Source organism: Pseudoalteromonas sp. S16_S37 (assembly GCF_014694405.1).
Taxonomy (GTDB): Bacteria; Pseudomonadota; Gammaproteobacteria; order Enterobacterales; family Alteromonadaceae; genus Pseudoalteromonas.
In genome coordinates this window covers 1-20,178 of sequence record NZ_JAAUWV010000070.1, presented here as the reverse complement: position 1 = coordinate 20,178, position 20,178 = coordinate 1, and the positions used below count along the sequence as shown (strand labels likewise).

At 43.4% G+C, this 20,178-nt stretch carries 17 protein-coding genes; 7 read left to right on the top strand and 10 right to left on the bottom strand.

Annotated features, from left to right (window positions below; genetic code table 11):
* Positions 1 to 80 precede the first annotated feature (80 nt).
* The 3 genes from HC733_RS23580 to HC733_RS19840 all read right to left on the bottom strand — a co-directional run bounded on the left by HC733_RS23580 (position 81) and on the right by HC733_RS19840 (position 3,560).
* Positions 81 to 1,409, bottom strand: coding sequence for a cache domain-containing protein (locus HC733_RS23580; RefSeq protein WP_190366728.1), 1,329 nt, complete (start codon positions 1,407 to 1,409; stop codon positions 81 to 83).
* A gap of 82 nt (positions 1,410 to 1,491) precedes the next feature.
* Positions 1,492 to 1,923: a GNAT family N-acetyltransferase gene (locus tag HC733_RS19845; protein WP_190366727.1), complete on the bottom strand. Its 432-nt coding sequence runs from the start codon at positions 1,921 to 1,923 to the stop codon at positions 1,492 to 1,494.
* 80 nt (positions 1,924 to 2,003) lie between these two features.
* Complete coding sequence (locus tag HC733_RS19840) at positions 2,004 to 3,560, bottom strand: AbgT family transporter (protein ID WP_190366726.1); 1,557 nt, start codon at positions 3,558 to 3,560, stop codon at positions 2,004 to 2,006.
* A gap of 160 nt (positions 3,561 to 3,720) precedes the next feature.
* Here HC733_RS19840 and HC733_RS19835 point away from each other — a divergent pair, with 160 nt between their 5' ends.
* Positions 3,721 to 4,572 carry an HDOD domain-containing protein gene (locus tag HC733_RS19835; RefSeq protein ID WP_190366731.1) on the top strand — a complete coding sequence of 284 codons (852 nt, stop codon included), beginning with the start codon at positions 3,721 to 3,723 and terminating at the stop codon, positions 4,570 to 4,572.
* Between the two features lie 167 nt (positions 4,573 to 4,739).
* Positions 4,740 to 5,906, top strand: a complete 1,167-nt coding sequence (locus HC733_RS19830) for an NRAMP family divalent metal transporter (RefSeq protein WP_190366730.1) — start codon at positions 4,740 to 4,742, stop codon at positions 5,904 to 5,906.
* Positions 5,907 to 6,546: 640 nt separating this feature from the next.
* Here the strand turns inward: HC733_RS19830 and HC733_RS19825 are convergent.
* From HC733_RS19825 to fadI, 7 genes are all read right to left on the bottom strand, one after another.
* Positions 6,547 to 7,626 (bottom strand): energy transducer TonB, encoded by a 1,080-nt coding sequence (locus HC733_RS19825; protein ID WP_190366725.1) that lies wholly within the window; start codon positions 7,624 to 7,626, stop codon positions 6,547 to 6,549.
* Positions 7,627 to 7,686: 60 nt separating this feature from the next.
* The gene (locus HC733_RS19820) at positions 7,687 to 7,965 is read right to left on the bottom strand and encodes a YfcL family protein (protein WP_190366724.1); all 279 of its coding nucleotides are present in this window, start codon (positions 7,963 to 7,965) and stop codon (positions 7,687 to 7,689) included.
* A gap of 9 nt (positions 7,966 to 7,974) precedes the next feature.
* Positions 7,975 to 9,102: an ATP-NAD kinase family protein gene (locus tag HC733_RS19815; RefSeq protein ID WP_190366723.1), complete on the bottom strand. Its 1,128-nt coding sequence runs from the start codon at positions 9,100 to 9,102 to the stop codon at positions 7,975 to 7,977.
* Positions 9,092 to 9,646, bottom strand: a complete 555-nt coding sequence (locus tag HC733_RS19810; RefSeq protein WP_190366722.1) for an elongation factor P hydroxylase — start codon at positions 9,644 to 9,646, stop codon at positions 9,092 to 9,094. The genes HC733_RS19815 and HC733_RS19810 overlap by 11 nt, the downstream gene beginning before the upstream one ends.
* A 231-nt stretch (positions 9,647 to 9,877) precedes the next feature.
* Entirely contained in the window at positions 9,878 to 11,407 is a 1,530-nt protein-coding gene (locus HC733_RS19805; RefSeq protein ID WP_190366721.1) for a sensor domain-containing diguanylate cyclase, read from the bottom strand.
* Between the two features lie 133 nt (positions 11,408 to 11,540).
* Positions 11,541 to 13,712, bottom strand: a complete 2,172-nt coding sequence (gene fadJ, locus HC733_RS19800) for a fatty acid oxidation complex subunit alpha FadJ (RefSeq protein ID WP_190366720.1) — start codon at positions 13,710 to 13,712, stop codon at positions 11,541 to 11,543.
* Positions 13,712 to 15,022, bottom strand: coding sequence for an acetyl-CoA C-acyltransferase FadI (gene fadI, locus HC733_RS19795; RefSeq protein WP_190366719.1), 1,311 nt, complete (start codon positions 15,020 to 15,022; stop codon positions 13,712 to 13,714). Before fadI ends, fadJ begins: the two co-directional genes overlap by 1 nt.
* A gap of 282 nt (positions 15,023 to 15,304) precedes the next feature.
* Between fadI and HC733_RS19790 the strand changes: the two genes are divergently transcribed.
* The 5 genes from HC733_RS19790 to HC733_RS19770 form a co-directional block, all read left to right on the top strand.
* Entirely contained in the window at positions 15,305 to 16,261 is a 957-nt protein-coding gene (locus tag HC733_RS19790) for an AAA family ATPase (RefSeq protein WP_190366718.1), read from the top strand.
* Between the two features lie 2 nt (positions 16,262 to 16,263).
* The gene (locus HC733_RS19785; RefSeq protein WP_190366729.1) at positions 16,264 to 17,223 is read left to right on the top strand and encodes a DUF58 domain-containing protein; all 960 of its coding nucleotides are present in this window, start codon (positions 16,264 to 16,266) and stop codon (positions 17,221 to 17,223) included.
* An 11-nt stretch (positions 17,224 to 17,234) separates the two neighbouring features.
* The gene (locus HC733_RS19780) at positions 17,235 to 17,669 is read left to right on the top strand and encodes a DUF4381 domain-containing protein (protein WP_190366717.1); all 435 of its coding nucleotides are present in this window, start codon (positions 17,235 to 17,237) and stop codon (positions 17,667 to 17,669) included.
* Positions 17,662 to 18,648 carry a vWA domain-containing protein gene (locus HC733_RS19775; protein ID WP_190366716.1) on the top strand — a complete coding sequence of 329 codons (987 nt, stop codon included), beginning with the start codon at positions 17,662 to 17,664 and terminating at the stop codon, positions 18,646 to 18,648. The genes HC733_RS19780 and HC733_RS19775 overlap by 8 nt, the downstream gene beginning before the upstream one ends.
* A gap of 1 nt (position 18,649) precedes the next feature.
* A partial coding sequence (locus HC733_RS19770; RefSeq protein ID WP_190366715.1) for a VWA domain-containing protein occupies positions 18,650 to 20,178 on the top strand: 1,529 nt, incomplete at its 3' end.

The following is a 20,178-nucleotide window of genomic DNA, read 5'->3' as shown; positions in this document are numbered from 1 at the left end:
TTTTTTTATTTAGCGATTCATAAGATCACTAAACATCATGAATGTTCCCCACATTTTCCAAAATTTCTAAAATCTCCATCTTATTGATATATAAACACTAGTTTTGGGGATACCTTAGGGATCACGCTCAATATCACTGCCGCTATCGTCATGGCTTCTAGTAACTTGAGTTTTGCAGAAAATCCTTCAGCGGTACTTAATTCACTGACAATGGCCCAGTTCAGCCCAAACACATCCATCGGTGCATAAGCCGATATCACTGGCGTTGCAAAATAATTATGCGCTTGGATAACCCCGCTATCACCTTGCAGAGCCCTTACAACGGCCTCAGTATTAATTGCAGCCAAACCAAGCGTGGTGTTTTTAGCATCAATTTGCGCAATGACGTTATCCGATACATTTTGCTGCCTCATAAGCGCTAAAAATGCCTCTTTATTTTGCACAAACAAACGACTTTGCGAGCGCATTAACTTATCTTCACCCACTAGATAAGTTTCTCCTGTTTGACCCAACCCTCTTTGCTGCCAAAGCTTATCGTAATTCATGATGGCATTAATTTTATCAACAGGTGCTTGGAATATGAGCACGCCAATACGGTTATCGTTTTCAAAAATAGGTGTAGCTAAAAAAGCAGCTGGCGCTTCATAAGATGGCATGTACGGGGCAAAATCTATAAAGGCCGTTTGTGCTTTTGGCAATGCCATCGCGGCTTTATAGGCTTCACCCAAACCTGAATTACGCAGCGCTCCTGAAGCTAAAGACGTAGCAAAATCTATCTCTTTAAATACCGAATAAACCACATTGCCACTTTGCGCATCAACAATAAAAATATCATAGTAGCCAAATGCTTCTAGTAGTTGTTTGTAAGAGCCGTGGTACTGTTTATGAACAGCTGCATAGACACTACCATCCAAGGGGTCAAGCATCTCACTTTTGCTGCCTAATGGATGCGGACTATTGGCAATATAAGTGTATTGAATGGCACGAGCGGCACTAGACAAAGTGGCCAAAAATTGGCTGATATCTGGTAATTTATCACTGTTTAATTGTTGATAATTTTCACTAAATTGATAGTGATAAAATTGCTCAAGGCCACTGTTGATTGTAGGAATCGACGCCTGTTTAAACTGCGTTTCATATTGAGAAAAGCCCCGCTGAAATGCATGGGTGGCGTCGATGGTCATTTTTGATGCGCCCAGCGTGATAATTTGCTGCCGCATCATCTCAAAATACCCACCTAACTGTTCTCGTTTAGCATCTCTTATGCCCACTAAACGACTTTGTAGTTGGTCTTGTAACGCTATGGTGGCTTTAGATTTAGCCAACAAGGTGAGTATTGTTGCTGTGGCTATTACTGCAGCCGATACAATGACAGCAACATACGAAATAATTTTCCTTTTAATTCGCACTGTTTACCTTCTTAAAAACCACCTTATAGCAGTGGTTTTATCATGTTATGTAGAAGTCAGTGCGCATTATCAAAGAAGAGTGTTACATTGCTTTTACATACACGTCAGGTTTGTGAATTTGCATCAACGGTTTAGCATCGGTTACTTGTTCAAAACCAAACTGAGTGTATAAAGAATGAGCATCTCGGGTTGCGAGCATGGTGCGTCTAAGGCCTTGTAGTTCAGGGTGTGATATTACCTGTGACATAATCTTTTTACTCAAGCCTTGCCCTCTAAACTCAGGCAACACAAATACATCGGCCAAATAACCAAAGGTTGCTTTGTCGGTAATGACTCGAGCAAATGCAAGTAACCCGACTTCTTCGTCTATCACTGCAAAATTCACACTATTTTCAATGGCTTTTTGTAGCGTTTCTTTAGGAATATTCTCAGCCCAATAAGACTGGCCAATATAGTTATGTATGGTGTCAAAGTGTTTGAGTATTTCAGAGGTGTTTGTTGTAAGGTACTGCACAGTTTGGCTCCTTGTAGCGAGATAAATATGTGTTTGAACATATCACCAACTAGGAGCCAAAACTAGCTAATTTATTTGCATTATTGCATGCCTAAATAGTCATAACTTGCCTGTAAACCTAGAGGAATACCCAATCCCCAGTAGGCAAGCAAAAACAAGCTCCAGCCAATTAAAAATGCTATTGAGTACGGCAGCATCATGGCAATCAACGTACCAATGCCTGTGCCCTTAACATACTTTTGACAATACACCACAACCAGCGGGAAATAAGGCATTAACGGCGTAATTATATTTGAACTTGAATCACCCACGCGATATGCCGCTTGGCTTAGATCTGGTGAAATCCCCAACTGCATTAACATTGGTACAAAAATAGGCCCAAGTAATGCCCACTTTGCAGAACTAGAACCAACAAATAGGTTTACAAATGCAGTTAAGAAAATAATGCCAATAACGGTAATGCTGCTTGGTAGTGCCATGGCTTTAAGCACCTCAGCACCTTCAATTGCTAATAGTGCGCCCAAATTTGATTGCGCAAACGCAGATATGAATAATGCACAGAAAAACGCCATGACGATGTAATAAGCCATACTCCCCATAGATTTACTCATGGCATCAATCATGTCTTTTGACGATTTGAAAGTACCCACCATAAATCCGAACACCATACCTGGGATCCAAAATAGTAAAAAGATTAATGGCACGATGGATTGCATTAATGGCGCGCTAAAGTCAGTTAATGACCCCGTTGGGCTGCGCAGCGCAGAATCTTCACCACTGGCGGCATATGCTAATAGCGCGAGACCCGCAATCATAACGCTAGAGGCAACATAAAACCCTTTGCGCTCTTTATCTGTCACTTCATGAAATTTAGGTAAGTTTTCAGTATCACCATCAACAGGGGTGTTTTTTAAGCGTGGCTCAATGATTTTATCTGTTATGTACCAGCCCAGTAGAATGATAAACACACTAGATGCTGAGGTAAAAAACCAGTTATTCAATGGGTTAATAGACATTTGTGGGTCAATAATATGCGCCGCACTTTGTGTAAAGCTTTGCAATAATGGGTCAATGCCTGAAGGAATAAAGTTAGCGCTAAACCCCCCACTCACGCCCGCAAATGCCGCGGCAATACCTGCCAGTGGATGGCGTCCCATGGCATAATAAATCACACCGGCAATTGGGATCACAAGCACATACCCTGCATCGGTTGCCGTATGACTCACAATGGCTATCAAAATGATAGATGGCGTTAATAATGACTGCGGCGTGCGCTTGAGCATCAATTTCAGGCCAGCGTTGATATAGCCTGAGTGTTCTGCAACACCTACACCCAACATAGCAACCAGTACCACACCAAGAGGTGCAAAACCGGTAAAGGTTTTAACCATAGACGATAGAAAAAGCGCTAGCGCATCACCACTGAGTAAGTTGTGCACCACAATTGCTTGACCTGTTCTTGGATCGATTGATTCAAATTGGGTATTCGAAAACGCCCAAGACAAAAGCCAGATCAATAACATAGAAAATAAAAAGATCATGGCGGGATCGGGTAACTTGTTACCAACCCGCTCAATAAAATTTAAAAAACGAGCCACTGCGCCATTACTAACTTCACTATTCGCTTGTGATTCCATAGTTATTCCTTAATAAAAAAATTGCTTAACTGTACCTTAACTTTATTGATTTGAGCAATAAATCAGACGAATTGTACAAACACAAATTTAACATTCAGGACAATAACTGTTTTCAGAAATGGACTATTCTTAGTAAACGCCGTGCCTGAGGATAATCATGATGATCAATATCGATGATAAAGTTATCAAAGACATTAAACGTGGTTTTAATTTGCCCCCAAAACCCGAATTGTTAGAACGTTTGCAAGCTGAACTTCAACAACCTGAGCCTGAGCTTAGCCATATAGCCCAGTTAATTGCCACTGACTTATCAACTTCCGCAGCTGTTTTAAAAGTGATTAACTCGCCTACCTATGGCATGTCGCGCACTATCACCGACATTAAACAGGCTGTTATGTTTTTAGGCTTAGATAGCGTAACCCAACTGGTTACGAGCTGCTTATTACAACAAGCTTTTGAGCAAACCAAATGCTGTATTAGCTTAGAGCGCTTTTGGGATACTTCTAGCGAGATTGCTGCCATTTCTACACTTATAGGTAAAAAGGTAAAATCCAAAGTCCCACCAGAGAACTTACATATGCTTGGATTATTCCATGATGCGGGCATTCCCGCAATGGCGGTAAAATATCCTGATTATGTAAAGCTGCTCGATGAAGCCAATAACAACGATATCCCTTTGATAACGCTTGAAAGCAAGGCATACAAAACCAGTCACACGGTTGTTGGTTTTTATCTGGCCTCTAGCTGGCATTTGCCCAAGCAAACATGTCAACTCATTCTACGCCATCACGACACAGAGTTTTTATTTGAGCCACATGACCAAGAATCTTTAATTAGTTATGCCACATTAAAGATGGCCGAAAATTTAGTTCATACTCAAAAACGCTTTGTTTCGACACCGGACTGGCCTCATGTCAAAAATGAAGTATTGAATGTACTTGAAATCGATGAAGACGATTATCAGGATATTTTAGAAGATACTCAGGACTATTTTCAGGAACGTTTTGGTTAGAGAAGCGCTTGACGCTTAACAAAAGCCACGCTTCTATGTAAATTTTCTGTTTAGTTTTAAATATGTAAACGCTAATATGGCACAAAAAATAATAAGGAATAGCTGTGCTATTAGCATTAAAAAACAAACTCGATACGCTTGGGTCAACATTAGGCCCAGGCATATTGATGGCCACGGCCGCCATTGGTGGCTCTCATCTGGTTGCTGCAACTCAAGCTGGTGCATTATTTGGCTGGCAGCTGCTATGGTTAATCGTCGTTGTAAACCTCTTAAAATATCCGTTCTTTCGCTTTGGTGTCGAATACACACTACTTAGTAAACAAAGTTTAGTGGCCGGCTATCAGCAGCAAGGCAAAGCTATATTTTTCGCTTTTGTGGGGCTCAATATTATTGCAGCGATTGTTAATACCGCAGGTGTTCTTTTGCTTACAGCCAGCTTATTGCATTATGCGTTGCCGTGGAAAATCGACATCACGGTGTTGTGTTTTGCGCTCTTAGCCTCGTGTTTGGCCATTTTGTTGTTTGGCCATTATAAGCTACTCGACAAAGCCAGTAAGTGGATCATGGCAACGCTGACTGTATCAACCGTAGCAGCGTTGTGCGTGGCTATATCTCAAGGGGCAGCAAACCCTCCACCAGCAATACCACCAGAACCATTTCAAATGGCCATGTTAGGCTTTTTAGTCGTTTTGATGGGCTGGATGCCCGCTCCTATCGAGATTTCCGCTATTAATTCGTTATGGCTAAAAGCGAAAACTCGCACCAACGATCTAACCCTAAAACAAGGCTTATTTGACTTCAATTTGGGTTATGGCTTAACCGCGTTACTTGCTGTGGTTTTTTTCGCACTTGGAGTGCTCATTCAGTATGGTAGTAGCACTAAAATCGAACTGGCAGGCATTGCTTTTAGCCAACAATTAATCAGCATGTATACACAAACGATTGGCGCTTGGTCACATTCGCTGGTTGCTGCCATCGCATTTTTATGTATGTTTGGTACTACCCTCACGGTGCTAGATGGTTATGCGCGGACATTGAATGAATCTTTGCTGCTAACAAGAAAGTCTGTGCCTAAATATTGCTTGTCTGCTCTGGTGTTAGTTCAGGCTATTTTAGGAATGAGTGTTGTACTGTTTTTTAAAGCTAACTTAAAAGAGATGTTAACCTTTGCAATGACGCTGGCGTTTGTTACTACCCCAGTGTTCGCGTGGTTTAACTATCGACTGATGGGCGTTATTAACAAGGAACCTAAAGGTTTTATTAAAGTGTTGAGCTGGTTAGGATTAGCTTATTTATTTGGTTTTACACTGCTGTTTATATATTGGAAATTTTAAGAAATAAGCTGTTAAGCCATCATTCAAAAAATGATGGCTTACTATTATTACCTTCTAACCCTAAATATGATGTACAAAACAATAAATAACGGTGATGTGATAAACACGCTCACAATTGGGCCAAAAATGCTTGGATACGAATGAAGCTGAATACCAAAAGGTTCTAATAAAAAGCCTCTTGTGCCAAGAATGGCATAAAATGTCTCCCCCATCGTGTAAAGCATCATCAAGCCAGCGCATGCATTGAGATAAGTATCATAAAGTCTATTAGCTATTTTCAGTCTATGTGCCAATACTACAGCCAATGAACAGCCTCCCATGCCCAAAAATAGCATCACAGCATGCACTATGGTCATCTCCAGATCGACAACGTACAGCACACTGGGTCCAAATATGACTCCGAATATCCAGTCAATAAATAATGGAAAAAGCACACCAAAAACTAGCGCTAATGATAGATTTTTGTTTATACAATATGACATATTAAGATTTTTCTTTCCTTAAAAGCAGCTTAGTTGCACAGTGAGTTCCTCCGGCCGAAGTAACCCACTATTACTTTCAGCTTAATCGGAAGTGAAGTGATACTAACGGACATAACTGAATCTGTCCGAAGTATCACTTTTATGGGCACACGATAGAACTAACGACTTAACTTAAAATCCATTCGTACCGTTGATTTTGCGCTGACAGCTTTGCCATCTTCGAACTTTGGCGCATAGCGCCATTGCTTTAAGGCGTTGATGGTATTTTTTACAAATAACTGTCCATGTTGCTTATCTAGTACTGAGATATCTTCTACAAAGCCCTCTGGGGTGATCGTAAATTCGAGAGCAACCCATCCTTGCGCTCTTGCCCTTAGAGCGCTTTGTGGATATTCAGGTTCTTTCCTGTAAAGCGGAGTTTGCTCAATATCATCTCGCCAAGGCGTCATTTTCGCTATCATCACGCAATGTTTAGTTGCCTGCTCGCTCATGCCCATTTTTTCATACAAGCCAACTAAACGAGAATGGGCTGTTAATTCAATTGGGTGATCAAAGTCCAATTGCTCATCAAATACCACTATCAAGTCATTGAGTTTTGCAATAGCCTCTTTGTGCTGTTTTCGCGCTGAGAGCAGCTCAGCTACCCATAGATCAACAGTTAATCGATGTACCGCATCTCTGGGCAAGTACTTTTGGTTGATGTCATCGGCACGACTGAGATAGCTTTTTACTCTGGAGTAATCACGCGCCCGACTGAAGAGCTTTGCCGCCTCAAAATATATCTTAGACTCAAGCAAATGATTGCTATGGTGCTGCGCAATATCAATAGCGAAACCGACATACTCTCTGGCAGTTAAGTCCTTGTTAGGTAGCAGCAAGTCCACTTTTAATAGGTAAGGGTCTACAAGTTCAGGTGAGTGCTTGCCCTGCAGCGCTGTGAGTACATCGATCGCATCGTTTAATACCGTAAGCGCCTGCTGGCGATCATTATTCGATAAGGCCCTTGCATAGTTGATTGCGAGGTTAGCGGCATTTTGTGATTTTTCACCAAACACAACCTTGCCTTGCTCATAGGCCAACTTAGCGAGTTGCGCTATTTTCTCATACTCGTTGTTTTCTACAGCACGTTGATAAGCATGGTATGTTTGAGAAAATTCAGTATGTGCATCTGTATTAGAAAATGCACTAAAACAAAGTAGTGCGCCAGTTAAAACCAGCGCATTAGAGGTAATAGACATATGATTCCTTCATAAAAAATTCCTTGGCATCACTTTATATAGGGTGATGCTCTGCAAACATTAAACAGTGAGCTTTTTAACTTGCTCCCAGATATCAACAACATGGGTTTTGTCTTCTTCTGTTAGTTCACCATTACGGTACGCTTTTACTAGGCTTTTTTCAATATCTTCGTTAAGCTGCTCAACACTAACTTCTTCACCGTTTACTTGTGCATAACCTACCGCTAAGTCAAAGTGACCTCGTAAATAACCGCCTGCAAATAGCTCATCATCACTGGCTCTATCAACTAAGTTATCAAAAAATTGCTGTGCAATGTCTATATACTCTTGAAATGACATATTGGTTTCCTAATTTAAATCTGAATGGCCAACGGCATACATAACGTGATCGTTGTAACCGGTAACAACATTTATATAGCCGCTAAGCATTTGGTCTAGCGCTTCATCGCCCGTGTCGGCTATCAGAGGTCGGCCGTTTAACGCTTGTAATTTCGTTTTAGTTGCCACCACTATAATATTTTCTCTGCCAATTTTTCTAATCAACTCAGGACTCAATTGTTGATTACCACGGCCAAAAATATGACCTTGACCACCAATCAATGTAATCACTAACTTTGTGGGGGCATCATCCAAACGTGCTAACAACTGCCCTGCTGTAAGGTCTTGTGCCAGTAGCTCGTGATCTTGGATAAGGTCTACACCCAATAAGGTATTGTCTAAACCTAACTCTTCCATAATGGCCGCAACGGTAGAGCCCGATCCCATGATGTATTGGGTATCTGCATCCATCTCGCTGATCACGTAAGCCGCAATGTCAGCCAGCACTAACTCATCGCTTTCTTTACCACCGTTTTTTACACTTTGCACGTAACGTAACTCTGATGGAACTTGCATTTCTCCGTAGCGCTTTGCGCGCACAGTGCCTTGACGAAAAGCGTCTTCGTCTATGTCCATCACATCCGCATCAGATACAGTGACCAGCTCACCTGTCACCAGCATCTCAACTACGCGACCCGCCGCTTTAGGGGTAATGGCATAAACACCTGAGTGAATTTTACAGCCAGCAGGCACACCCAATACGGGAATGCTATCATCAACCGCAGCGCAAATATCACGCGCAGTGCCATCTCCGCCTGCAAACAAAATCATATCTACGCCGTACTCAAGTAGTGCTTTAGCCGCATTCTGTGTATCTGCAGGTACTGTTGGTATCGCACTTTGATAAACCACCTCAGTTTTGAAGCCGAGTTTTTTGGTAGTGTTTTCACCCATTTCGCCGTTGACGGTGAAAACCTCTATTTGACTGCGATATGCAAGTAGCTGCTCAAGGGCTAACTGAGTTCTGGCGTTTGATTTAGGCGTTGCGCCCAAAGCGATAGCTTGCTGTGCAGTATCTGCTCCATCGCTGCCTTTTAATGCCACACTACCACCAAGCCCAGCAACAGGGTTAATAATCAAACCAAGCTTAAACCGCATCTAATAGCTCCTTTGGACAATGCCAAGTAAATTGTTGTTTGGATAGTGGCCAAGGGGTTTTGTAAAACTGGCTTAGCGCGAATAGCAGCTGCGTGGTGCGAGCATTAAAGCCATGTTCTAGCAATACCATAACCTGTTCATAAACTCGCTGCTGAAAACTAAACCGACAGGTTTGTTCACCGTTTAAGTTATCTACTGACACATTAAAATCAAATCCTGCAGCGACGCTGAGCGCCCACTCAATGGCTTGTGGTTTTACTTCAACATTTTCAAATTCATGTTGCTTGGCTTTGTCGCGGCCATCAGGGCAATACCAGTAGCCATAGTCCTCTCGCTCTCGACGTTTAGCACCAGCCACTAACCAATGGGCAATCTCGTGCAAAGCACTGGCATAAAAGCCATGGGCAAAAACAACTTGATGGTATTGGCAATGCGCGTTTGCAGGCAGATAGATTGGCTCATCACTACCTTTGATCAGACGTGTGTTATATTTAGAAAAAAACTGCTTATCAAAGATGTTGATAAGGTCACTTATTTTGTGCATTGACTACGTACAGAACCACTTACAACTTAACTTGCGCAGATTGTACGTACTTTTGCATATGAAGTAAAAATTACTCACTCATCTTAGCTCAGGATAAGAGTTTTGAAGTAGTTAATATTTTGGTTACTGACATTACCTGCGAGTAAATATAGGCACTTTGATACAGTAATGAAGCGATTTAGATTAAAGCTGCGTTAAGAGCAGGAAAATGCGTTTATTTAGCGCCTGAAATTAACTACTGGATTGAATGCTAAACAGCTCTGGTTGGTAAATTACCGCCTGATTGCGGCCATAACTTTTCGCCTTGTAAAGCGCCTTATCTGCTTGCTCCACACACTCATCAGCGCAAAGTTTATCGGTGATAAAGTCATATGCGACAACACCGATACTTAGTGTGAGATTGTTTTTAGCTTGCTGGGCATATTCGTCCACCAGTCTTCTTGCAAAACTCATAGCACTATGGTGACCAGTTTCTGGGCAAACCAGTATAAACTCATCACCTCCCCATCGGCCAATAATATCAGTGGGTCTGGCCGACTCTTTGAGAAATACACATAACTCTTTTAAGGCAATGTCCCCAGCTAAATGACCTTCTTTATCATTGAGAGGCTTAAAGTTATCCAAATCAACTAAGAGTATCGCCAAAGGTCGGTGATAACGATTCAACCGAGCAAGCTCTGTTTCTAACAAACTGTAGGCCTGACGACGATTGTAAACGCCCGTAAGATAATCTAAATGCGCTTTTTCTAGTAAGGCCTGTTCTTCACTTAAGTCATGCATAACCGCGATATAAAATTGCCTATCACCATTGAGGATAACAGAAACGGTTAGTTTGTAGCGCTTTTTAGTACCATTTTTATGTACTGCCACTACGCAAGTGTCGCGCTCTGTATCCACAAGCAGTGGATGATTGAAGCTATGTTTAACCTGTTTTAAAAAAGTAGCTCCATGAAAATGATTAGGCATCAAATCGGCCATGGTCATCTTGGCCAGTTCTTTTTTGCTATATCCGAACTGCTTTTTTCCTACCTCATTAACCTGCCAAATCCGTCCGTCTTTGTCATAGTAAATAACAGTGTCAGACATAACCTCCATCAGCGCACTGCGCTCTTTCAGCAGCTGTTGCATATACCACAACATGAGCATATTGAGCAGCGCCACCAAGCAAACAATGGGCGACAAAAAATACGCACCAAGTTTGATGAATATGTTCATATCCTCGGTGAGACGTGCTTGATCAGTCAAAGTGCGTTGATAGCTGTCGCGCAAGCTCGTTCTTAACGCATCTAGCGCTTGTTCTGCTTGCGTATCATCCACTTTCACTGTTTTATCTATTTGTGCAATATTGTCTCTGGATTTATTTTGGATATTCTCATTGAGCAATTTGGCTGCGTATTGATCAACTGTCTTGCTAATAATTGCAAGAGACTGAGATTCCTTTGCCGATAGCTCAAACTGACTAAAGCTATCAATACTGCGGTATACATTGCTAAGATCTTGCTGAGCTCGAATGAAATAAATTTGCTCGCCCCGCAATATAAAATTTTTAAAGTTATGGATAAAGCCGCCATAACCCATGCTGCGCTCCAATTGCGCAAGTAACGACGCTTTTTCAATCGTGTTAGCGGTGTTTTGTTGCCAATTAGTATCTAAGGCATGCGATTTTTCGACTACTTGCGCACTCCAATAAAACAATGCCAAATTAAACAAAACCGTTAATGTCAGTAATGTACCTAATTGCAGGTATACGCGCTTTCCCATCGCCTGTGCCCAACAGCATGAATGCCTTAAGTGTAGTAAAGTATTGTCTTTGAGCAAAAACTCAGCCCGATAAATAAAAAAGAGCGCGGCCCAAAAGACCGTGCTCTTTTTTATAAACGTTAGCTCGCAATTTTTACGATTGCGCTTCGCTTTGCTCTGTTTGTAAAGCTTCTTGTGAGGTGACTTCGGCTAATTTTGCTTTAGGCGCATCGTAAAACTTAGCGCCTTTTTCAGCCATTGCCATTAAGCTTTGGGCAGGTGTAAATACGGGGTTATCCGTAGCATAGGTTGATAACTCAGAACACACTTTACTTGCGCCACGTTTATCCATGTAGCTAAATGGGCCGCCTAGGAATGGTGGGAAGCCAATACCGAAAATCGCACCAATATCGCCATCTCGTGGGCTGGCGATAATTCCTTCATCTAAGCAACGCGCCGCTTCATTGAGCATTTGTGCAACACAACGGCTGGCAATTTCTTGCTTATTTAAACGGGGGCTGGTGGTGATACCTAATAGCTCGTATACAGACTCATCAACTTTTTTACCCTTTTTCTCATAAGAGTAGAAGCCACGACCCGTTTTACGCCCTAACCGTTTTGCATCAATCATACGGTCGAACGCATTGGGCGCTTTAAAACGCTCGCCTAATTCTTTTTCAAGGATAGGGGCAATTTTAGAGCCAATGTCGATGCCCACTTCATCAAGTAATGCCAATGGACCAACTGGGAAGCCAAACTCAACCAAGGCTTGATCTATCTTCTCGATTGGCTCACCAGCAAGTAACAAGTTTGCGGCTTCGTTCACGTAAGGCGCCAAGATACGATTTACATAAAAGCCCGCTTTGTCTTTAACAACAATGGGCGTTTTACCTTGTTTACGTGCAAAGTTAACTGTGCGCGCAATCGTTTGCTCAGAAGTACCTTCATGTGGAATAATTTCCACCAATGGCATTTTCTCTACTGGCGAGAAATAATGCAGGCCAATGACATTTTCAGGTCGTTTAGCTTGCTCAGCAATTTGTGCGATTGGTAACGATGAAGTGTTACTTGCAAAAATAGTGTCTTCTTGGCAGTTTTGCTCAATGTCAGCCACCATACTTTGCTTAAGCTTTAAATCTTCAAATACGGCTTCGATCACCATATCCACGTGCTTAAAGCCAGAATAATCAGTAGTGCCGGTGATGCGGTTCATGGTTTGCTGTAATTCAGCCTTGCTCATGATACGACGCTTCTGGCGCTTAGATAAAATCTTGTAGCTGTAGTTCATTGCGTTGCTTACGCCTTGGTGAGCTACGTCTTTGATACGTACCAATGCACCGGCTTTAACCGCACTTACGTGTGCAATACCTGCCCCCATTAAACCACCACCAAGTACCGCTGTGCGCTCAACAGCCGCAACATCATCGTTTTTGTACTCATTTTTCATTTCCGTGGTTGCGAAGAAAATACCACGCAGTGATTGAGACACATCTGTCATTACCAGATCAGCAAAACCTTCAGCTTCAGTTTTGTATGCTTTTAGTTCATCAAGCTCAACTGATGCGCGCACTGCTTTAATAATATTTAGTGGTGCAGGATAGTGGCCGCCGGTTTTCTTCAACACATTTTCTTGTGCTTTTTTGAAGATAATATTGCGACCAAATGGGTTTGACTCTAACAATTGGCTAATTCTGTCTAAACGTGGTTTGCTCGCTTTAGCCTTACCTTTGGTTGCCAGCTCAGCTGCTACACGCTCTAAAATGCTGTGTGGTACACAATCATTCACCAGACCAGATTTTTTAGCTTGATTAGCACGGACTTGCTTACCTGTTAGCATCCACTCTAATGCTTTTTGAATACCAACAAGTTTTGGTAAGCGTTGTGTACCACCGCCGCCTGGCAACAAGCCAAGTTGCACTTCTGGTAAACCAAGTTTAGTGATATCACTGTCGGTACAAACACGGTAATCACATGCTAGGGCAAACTCTAAACCACCACCAAGGGCCACACCATGAATAGCTGCAACCGTTGGGTAAGGCTGCTTTCTCATAGTGAAAAATGCCTGTTGGCACATTTCTGAGATAGCCAATGCATCTTCACGGGTTTTCGCACTGTCTAGCATTTTGATATCGGCACCAGCGATAAAGTTATCGCTTTTACCGCTGATGAATACCATACCTGTGATGTTGTCATCACGACCCTGTTTAAGCACTGCCAATAAATCATCAGCAAAGCTCACACGCAGGGTATTCATTTTTTCGCCTGGCACATCGATTGTAACGATGGCAACGCGTCGCTCGTTTAATTCATAACTAAATACTGACATTATGCGCTCTCCAATACAAAGGCCGCACCCAAACCACCAGCAGCACATGCTGTAGTTAATGCTAAGCCGCCGCCACGACGTTTCAACTCATGCAAGCTTTGCGTGATCAAACGCGCACCTGTCGCCGCAAATGGGTGACCATATGCCAAAGAGCCGCCGTTAACGTTAAATTTATCCATATCAATTTCACCGATCGCTTTTGAACGGCCCAATTTTTCTTGCGCAAATTTGTCTGAGCCAAACATCTTCATGTTAGCCAACGCTTGCGCAGCGAATGCTTCATGCATTTCAATTAAATCTAAATCTTTTAAGCTAATACCCGCTCTATCTAGCGCCACAGGCGTTGAGTGTGCCGGACCCATTAGCATGTCTTCGTGTACGCCAATCGCCGAGAACGCAAAGCTGCGAACGTAGCCCAAAATGTCGTAGCCTAGCGCTTTGGCTTTACTTTCGCTCATCATCAATACCGCAGCTGCACCGTCAGTCAGTGGCGTAGCGTTAGCCGCTGTAACTGAACCATGTACTCTATCAAATACTGGTTTTAACTTAGCGTAGCCTTCAAGTGAAGAGTTAGTACGAATGTTATTGTCTTGCTCAATAAATGACTTATACGGCGGAACATGTGCCGTCATCACTTCTTCACTCAATAAGCCATCTGCCCATGCTTTTGCAGCGAGGGTGTGTGAACGGTGTGCCATAGCATCTTGATCAGCACGGCTAATGCCGTGAGTTTTAGCCATTTGCTCTGCCGTTTGCCCCATAGAAAGGCCCGTTGAATATTCAGCAACTGCTGGAGGAACAGGCATTAAATCTTTAAAGCGTAATTTTGAGAAGATTTTTAAGCGTTGGCCTAAAGTGCGTGCCTTCGTTAAATCAACCAAGCTGCCCGCCAACTTTTTGCTTACACCAATCGGTAACACTGATGATGAATCGGCACCACCGGCGATACCGACGGTTGCCGAACCTGCGATGATAGACTCAGCAACGTTTGCAATCGCTTGAAAACTGGTGGCACATGCACGTGATACTGAGTACGCATCGACAGATACTGGCATTCCCGTGCCTAATACAATTTCACGGGCAATATTGGGTGCTTCAGGCATTTGTACCACTTGACCAAACACTAATTGGTCAATTTCTTTTTTATCGAAGTTCAAACGCTCCAGCATTTCGTTCACGACTAGCTTGCCTAAGTCCAGTGCTGGCACATGATGAAAAGCTGTTGCTTGTTTTGCGAAAGGAGTACGCAGGCCGCTTACAATCGCGATACGGTCGCCTTTTGTTGTTTTTAGAATATTTTGCTCAGACATTGATTATGCTCTCCCGCTGACAGGTCTGACCTGTTTAATTTTACCTGATTCTAAACAACCGCTTCCACAATGCCAATAGTAAAATCAAAATTGGTTACTAAAGAAGCAAATCTTACATACCCTAGTCGCTTTTTTGTACACTAGCAAAAGTTATTGAAAAAACTAGGGAACTATTCAAAAAACTAGAGTCTAATATGACGCTAAAATGTCACTCTAGACTTGAGATCAGACAACGAATCCATATAACTTAAAGCAAAAATTTGTCACAACAAGGACAAAGCAATGGCAGTAAACGAATTTTCACAATTAAAACGCTATTTAGATACTCAAATTATTGGTCAACCTGCTTTAACGCAAGCTTTACTTATCGCCATTTTGGCAGACGGACATCTATTAGTAGAAGGACCTCCTGGGCTTGCTAAAACACGTGCCGTAAATGCGCTTGCAAAAGGTATCGAGGGGAGCTTTCAGCGTGTGCAGTTTACCCCAGACTTGCTACCTGCCGATGTAACGGGCACAGATATCTATCGTCAACAAACCAGTGAATTTGTGTTTGAAAAAGGCCCTTTATTTCACAACTTAATTTTGGCCGATGAAATAAACCGTGCACCAGCTAAAGTGCAATCGGCTTTATTGGAAGCGATGGCCGAGCGGCAAATCACCGTAGGTAAAAATACCTACCCACTATCGAGTCTATTTATGGTGATGGCAACGCAAAACCCGTTGGAGCAAGAAGGTACTTACCCGCTTCCTGAAGCACAGCTAGACCGATTCCTGCTTCACCTGAATATTGATTACCCGCATGCAGAAAATGAACTAGCAATTTTGCGCTTAACCCGCGGAGAAGCGTTAGAGCAAGAATCTGTAAGCTTCACCCCAATCAGTCAAGAAACATTATTTGCAGCACGTAAGAGTGTACTGTCACTGCATCTGGCGGAGCCGCTGGAGCAATATTTAGTGCAGCTTATTATCGCCACTCGACAAGCCGCTAAGTTAGACCCTCAACTCGGAGCTTGGATTGAGTTTGGTGCCAGTCCACGTGCAACGATTGCACTGGATAAATGTGCCCGAGCGCACGCTTGGCTGCATAATCGCGAGTTTGTAACGCCTGAGGATATTCAAGCGGTTATTCATAACGTATTACGTCATCGCATTATTTTAAGCTACGAAGCACAAGCCGATGGCATCAGTAAAGATGAAGTAATTAGTCGTATTGTTGAATTAGTGCCAGTACCATAATGATGCAACAAACTCAGTTATCAAGCCAAGCATGGTTAGAGCAATGCCATAGCAATGGCGCGCAATTGGGCTTGAAAGAGTTACTTTATTACAAGCCCAAAGCAAATCTACTCTCGCTTAAACCCAAAGCGCGCATCAAAAGCGCGCAAGCAGGCCAATATCTCGCGCCTCATAAAGGCCGAGGTATGGAGTTTGCTGAAGTGCGTCAATACCAATATGGCGACGATATACGCGCCATTGATTGGCGTGTGACTGCTCGCACAGGTGAGGCGCATACTAAGCTTTATCAAGAAGAAAAAGAGCGTCCCGTGTTTGTTTTTACCGATTTATCAAACAGCATGCTATTTGGTAGCCAGCTGCTTCTTAAATCAGTACAAGCAGCACACTTAAGTGCATTAGTTGCTTGGTCTGCTTGTCAACGTGGCGATAGATTGGGCGGGATTGTGTTTAATGAACATGGTCATCATGAACTTAAGCCAACAGCCAGAGACAAAGGTGTATTAGCCCTGTGTCACCAGCTATGTGATATCCATCAACAGGCGCTGTTTAACCGAGATCAGGTAATAGAACAACATCACTCTGAAAACCGCTTTGCAGATAATCTCAAGCGGTTAACGCATTTAGCCAAACCTAGCAGCTTAATTTATGTCATCTCTGATTTTACCAATTTAAATGATGCCAGTTTTAAGCAACTTGAACGTCTTGCTCGTCACTGTGAATTAATTGGCTGCCAAATTAGCGATCCCTTTGAACATCAGCTCCCTGCTTATCGCGAGGCGATTATGGTTGAAGCTGGCAGTAATGCATGGACCCTACCTTTGATGGACAAACAATTTAGGGCAAAATTTGCTAAGCAGGCAGCCGAGGCGTTTTCTAATCGCCTTTCACGCTTAAAACGTGCAGGCATGACAATGCAATCTTTTAGCGCGGCTACGCCGCTTGAATCACAGCTTATGAGGTAATACTAGTAGTTATGCAAGCTTCGCCATTAGATGCTTTACACGACGTTATGCCACCAAGCGAGGTTTCATGGTGGCCTTTTTCATACGCGATGTGGGCAGTTATTTTAATTGTGCTATTTATTTTCATTGCGGTTGCCGTATGGCGCTACAAAGCGTGGAAATATCATCAAGCAAAGCGAGAAGCAATCAAGCATATTGCTTACCATCAACATGATGCTCAGCAATTACATATTTTGCTTAAACGTTTAACCAAGCATTATTACGGCTCACGCGCCGTTTCAGGCTCTAATCAATTGTGGGCCACCCGTTTAACGCAATTGTGTGGTCATACTTTCAACGCACAAGAGCTTGACAGTTTGTACGGGCCAAACCCCAACGAACAGCTTGCTATTAAGCTACAGCAAGCAATAAAAAGCTTTAAACTAAAAGAGGCCCTAGATGTTTGAGTTTAGCTGGCCTTGGGCCTTTGTTTTATTGCCACTGCCGTGGCTTATCGCCAAGCTTAAGCCTGTACAACATAACACCTCAGCGCGTTTGCGTATGCCAAGTTTTGCACAACTGGCGGCGCTTGCGCCAAAAGCAGTGCAACAAAGCCGCGGGGTGAACTGGCTAGAAGCACTGATCTGGCTGTTACTGGTGATTGCAGCCGCTAACCCTAAATGGCTCGACGACCCCGTTGCGCTACCCAATGAAGGTCGCGATATTATGTTAGCCGTGGACCTATCTGGGTCAATGACCGAACAAGACATGGAATATCAAGGCCGCTACATTGACCGGCTTTCTGTGGTAAAAGCGGTCCTGAGTGAGTTTATTGAGCAGCGCCAAGGCGACCGTCTGGGGCTTATTTTGTTTGGCGATACCGCGTTTTTACAAACCCCCCTGACCCGAGATTTAAACACTGTGAGTCAAATGCTCAGCGAAGCACAAATTGGCCTTGTTGGTCGTGCAACCGCTATCGGTGATGCTTTGGGTTTATCGGTAAAGCGTTTTAGTCAAAAAGAGCAAAGTAACCGCATCTTAATTCTGCTAACTGATGGCCAAAATACCGCGGGCAATCTCGACCCAGAAGATGCGCTGTTATTAGCCAAAGAAGAAGGCATTAAAGTTTACACCGTGGGCGTTGGCTCCGACGGTAGAGGCGGATTTAGTTTGTTTGGTATGGGCGGCGCTGGTGGCAGCAATATTGATGAAGCCACGCTTAAGCACATTGCTAAAGAAACCGGTGGCCTGTACTTTAGAGCAAAGGACGTTGCGGGCCTGCAACAAATTTACCAAGAGCTCGACAAATTAGAACCTATCTCGGATGAGGCACAAACCTTTAGACCACAATTGGCGCTATTTTACTGGCCATTGCTGGCTATCCTTGCACTCATCGCTGTTACCATTTTACTCAAAGCCCTGCGCGGCTTAAAACAGGAGGCATAGCATGGAGTTTATGTTTATTCGCCCCGAGTTATTGTGGTTACTGGTTCCTTGGCTGGTGATTTCATCAATACAGTTTATCCGGCGCGCCAAACATCAACACAGCGACCTTATCGCACCACATTTAGCAAGTGTGATGCTGGTTGAATCTAAACAACAGCGCAAACAACATAGCCCTCTGCTTATTAGTGTGTTTTTACTTGTTGCCATCATCTGTGCCGCAGGTCCAAGCTTCGAAAAGCAGCAAGTACCTGTGTATCAAGCCAAACAAGCGCGCGTATTGTTAATGGATATGTCTTACTCCATGTATTCTACCGATATCACTCCAAATCGCTTAACACAAGCGCGCTTTAAGGCGCTCGATATGATTGAGTTGTTTAAAGAAGGCGAAACAGCATTAGTTGCTTATGCTGGGGATGCTTTCGTTGTTTCTCCGTTAACCAGCGACGCCGCAACATTAGCAAACCTAATCCCTAGTCTTAGCCCTGAGATAATGCCTAGTCGAGGCTCAAATGTACTGGCTGGGATCAGCGAGTCTATTACATTGCTCAAGCAAGCAGGCTACGCAAATGGTGACATCATTTTAGTGACCGATGGGCTAGAGCAATCTGATGTTGATGACATAAATGCCGAACTTAAAGACCAAACATTTACTTTAAGTATTTATGGTGTGGGCACTGAGCAAGGTGCGCCGATAGCGCTGCCTGAGGGCGGCTTTTTAAAAGACCGCTCAGGGCAAATCGTAGTACCAAAAATTAACTATTCTCGTTTAAGTGGCCTTGCCAAAAGGCATGCCGGGCAACTGGTGCGATATAAACCAAGTGGCGATGACATCAAAGCATTTACGCCCAAACTACACGGCCAAAGTGAGCTCAGCGAATCACAGCAAAGTAAAACGTTATGGCGCATTGATGCTGGCCAATATGGTTTGATTATTTTACTGCCGTTGGCTTTGTTGCTGATGCGTCGAGCTGGATTGACCTTAGTTGCCCTACTCTTTGTGATGCAACCGACTGAACAAGCTATGGCGGCAGATTGGCAAAGCTGGTTTAAAAATGCCGACCAAAACGCACTCAGTGAGTATCAAAAAGAAAACTATGCGCAAGCTACATCCGCAGAGAACGCTACGTTAAAAGGCGCCGCATTGTATAAACAAGGTGATTTTGAACAAGCAGCAGAAGTGCTTAAAGACACGGCATCGTCAGTTGGTCAGTACAATTACGGCAATGCCCTTGCCCAGCAAGGTAAACTTGACGAAGCCATTGAAGCGTATAACAAAGCGTTGCAACTCGACCCAAATATGAGCCAAGCCGCTGACAACAATAAGCTCGTTGAGCAATTAAAACAACAGCAAGACGATCAGCAACAGCAACAAGGTGACCAACAGCAGCAACAAGGTGACCAGCAGCAACAGCAAGGCGACCAGCAGCAACAAGGCGACCAGCAGCAACAAGGCGACCAGCAGCAACAAGGCGACCAGCAGCAACAAGGCGACCAGCAGCAACAAGGCGACCAGCAGCAACAAGGCGACCA